Source organism: Aromatoleum diolicum (assembly GCF_012910955.1).
Lineage (GTDB): Bacteria > Pseudomonadota > Gammaproteobacteria > Burkholderiales > Rhodocyclaceae > Aromatoleum > Aromatoleum diolicum.
In genome coordinates, this window is the sequence record NZ_WTVQ01000088.1 from 1 (window position 1) to 3,181 (window position 3,181).

The following is a 3,181-nucleotide window of genomic DNA, read 5'->3' on the forward strand; positions in this document are numbered from 1 at the left end:
CGCTTCTCGCTCGAAGGCGGCGAATCGACGATCGTCGCGATGGACGAGCTGATCCGGGTCGCCGGTGGCCTCGGTGCGCAGGAAATCGTCATCGGCATGGCCCACCGTGGCCGCCTCAACGTGCTCGTGAACACGCTCGGCAAATCGCCCTCGATGCTGTTCTCCGAGTTCGAAGGCAAGGCCGCGGCGGATCTCACCGCCGGCGACGTCAAGTACCACATGGGCTTCTCCAGCGACGTCATGAGCCCGGGCGGGCCGATGCACCTGACGCTCGCCTTCAACCCCTCGCACCTCGAGATCATCAACCCGGTCGTCGAAGGCTCGGTGTACGCGCGCCAGGTGCGCCGCAAGGACACCGACCGCAACCAGGTGATCCCGGTGCTGATCCACGGCGACGCCGCGGTCGCGGGCCAGGGCGTGAACCAGGAGATGCTCAACTTCTCGCAGACGCGCGGCTACGGCACCGGCGGCACGGTGCACATCGTCGTGAACAACCAGATCGGCTTCACCACCTCGGATCCGCGCGACTACCGTTCCTCGCTCTACTGCACCGACATCTTCAAGATGGTCGAAGCGCCGATCTTCCACGTGAACGGCGACGACCCCGAAGCGGTCGCCTTCGTCACCCAGCTCGCCGTCGAATTCCGCCAGGAATTCAAGAAGGACGTGGTCGTCGACATCATCTGCTTCCGCAAGCTCGGCCACAACGAGCAGGACGAGCCGATGGTCACGCAGCCGCTGATGTACCGCAGCATCCAGAAGCACCCCGGCACGCGCAAGCTCTACGCCGACCGCCTGGTCGCCGAGGGCACCTGCGCCGCCGACGAGCCCGAGCGCATGATCGCCGAGTACCGCGAGCATCTCGACCAGGGCCAGCTGCTGTCGAACCCGGTGCTGCCCGGGCACAACCGCCAGTTCTCCGTCGACTGGACCCCGTTCCTCAAGCGCCCCTACACGGATGACGCCGACACCGCGATTCCGGTGCAGGAGATCCAGCGCCTGGGCGAGCGCCTCGCCACCATCCCGGCGACCTTCGCGCTGCACTCGCGCGTCAAGAAGATCATCGACGACCGCGCCGCGATGGCGCGCGGCGACGCGCCGCTCGACTGGGGCATGGGCGAGAACCTCGCCTACGCGAGCCTCCTCGCGCAGGGCTACCCGGTGCGCCTGTCGGGCGAGGACGTCGGCCGCGGCACCTTCTTCCACCGCCACGCGGTGCTGCACGACCAGAAGCGCGAGCGCTGGGACGAAGGCATCTACAAGCCGCTCGACCACATCCAGGACGGCCAGGCCGGCTTCCAGTGCTTCGACTCGGTGCTCTCCGAAGAAGCGGTGCTCGCCTTCGAATACGGCTACTCGACCACCGAGCCGAACGAGCTCGTGGTGTGGGAAGCGCAGTTCGGCGACTTCGTGAACGGCGCCCAGGTCGTCATCGACCAGTTCATCAGCTCGGGCGAAGCCAAGTGGGGGCGCCTGTCGGGGCTCGTCATGATGCTGCCGCACGGCTACGAAGGCCAGGGCCCGGAGCACTCCTCGTGCCGTCCCGAGCGCTTCATGAACCTCGCCGCCGAGAACAACTGGCAGGTGTGCGTGCCGACCACGCCGGCGCAAGTCTTCCACCTGCTGCGCCGCCAGATCATCCGCAAGCTCCGGAAGCCGCTGATCATCGTCACGCCGAAGTCGCTGCTGCGCCACAAGGAAGCGATCTCGACGATCGACGAGCTGGCGCACGGCACCTTCCAGACGGTGATCCCGGAAGTCGAAGCGCTCGACCCGAAGAAGGTCAAGCGCGTGGTGCTGTGCCAGGGCAAGATCTACTACGAACTGGCGGCGCATCGGCGCGAGCACCAGATCACCGACACCGCGCTGGTGCGCATCGAGCAGATCTACCCGTTCCCGGCGGACGCCTTCGCCGCGGCGATCAACCAGTTCCCGCACGCCAAGGAAATCGTCTGGTGCCAGGAAGAGCCGCGCAACCAGGGCGCGTGGTACTGGCTCGCGTCGCGCCAGCACCTGGTGAACGTGCTCGGCACCAAACGCAAGCTCCTGCTGGTGAGCCGTCCCGCGTCGGCGTCGCCGGCGGTGGGCTACTACGCCAAGCACAACGCGCAACAGAAGGCGGTGCTCGACAACGCCTTCGGTCCGATCCAGGACACGACGCCGCAAACGCCTAACTAATAAACAAGCAAGAAGCCTCGGGAGAAAATTCAATGCTGATCGAAGTCAAAGTGCCGCAACTGTCCGAATCCGTGTCGGAAGCGACGCTCGTAGCGTGGCACAAGCAGGTGGGCGAGAGGGTCGCGCGCGACGAGAACCTGATCGACATCGAGACCGACAAGGTCGTGCTCGAAACCCCGGCGCCGGCCGCCGGCGTGCTGGTGAAGATCATCAAGACCAATGGCGACACCGTCGCCTCGGGTGAGCTGATCGCGCAGATCGACACCGAAGCGACCGCCGCCGCCGGCGCCCCGGCCGCCGCCGCGGCCGCCCCGGCTGCGGCTGCGCCCGCTGCTGCCGCCGCTGCGGCTGCCGCGAGCCCCGCGGCGCGCAAGATCCTCGAAGAGAAGGGCATCGCCTCGGCCGAGGTGTCGGGCAGCGGCCGCGGTGGGCGCGTCACCAAGGAAGACGCCGTCGCCGCCCAGCCGCGCGCCGCAGCCGCCCCGCTCGCGCCGGCCCCGGCGTCGCTCGCGCTCACCGGCGAGCGCCCCGAGGAGCGCGTGCCGATGACGCGCCTGCGCGCCCGCATCGCCGAGCGCCTGATCCAGTCGAAGAACGAAAACGCCATCCTCACCACCTTCAACGAAGTGAACATGGCGCCGGTGATGGCACTGAGGAAGCAGTACGGCGACAAGTTCGAGAAGGCCCACGGCGTGCGCCTGGGCTTCATGGGCTTCTTCGTCAAGGCGGCGGTCACGGCGCTCAAGCGCTACCCGATCCTCAACGCCTCGGTCGACGGCAACGACATCATCTACCACGGCTACATCGACATCGGCATCGCCGTGGGCAGCCCGCGCGGCCTGGTCGTGCCGATCCTGCGCGACGCCGACCAGATGTCGATCGCCGACATCGAGAAGAAGATCGCCGAGTTCGGCCAGAAGGCCAAGGACGGCAAGCTCACGCTCGACGAGCTCACCGGCGGCACCTTCTCGATCTCCAACGGCGGCGTGTTCGGTTCGATGCT

At 67.3% G+C, this 3,181-nt stretch carries 2 protein-coding genes; both read left to right on the forward strand.

All coding sequences use genetic code 11. The features are described 5' to 3' along the window. Positions 1 to 2,178 (forward strand): 2-oxoglutarate dehydrogenase E1 component (locus tag GPA25_RS23415; protein ID WP_169262802.1); only part of this gene is annotated, 2,178 nt, incomplete at its 5' end. A gap of 32 nt (positions 2,179 to 2,210) precedes the next feature. Then, positions 2,211 to 3,181, forward strand: a 971-nt coding sequence (gene odhB, locus GPA25_RS23420) for a 2-oxoglutarate dehydrogenase complex dihydrolipoyllysine-residue succinyltransferase (protein ID WP_169262803.1), incomplete at its 3' end; no start/stop codon positions are given.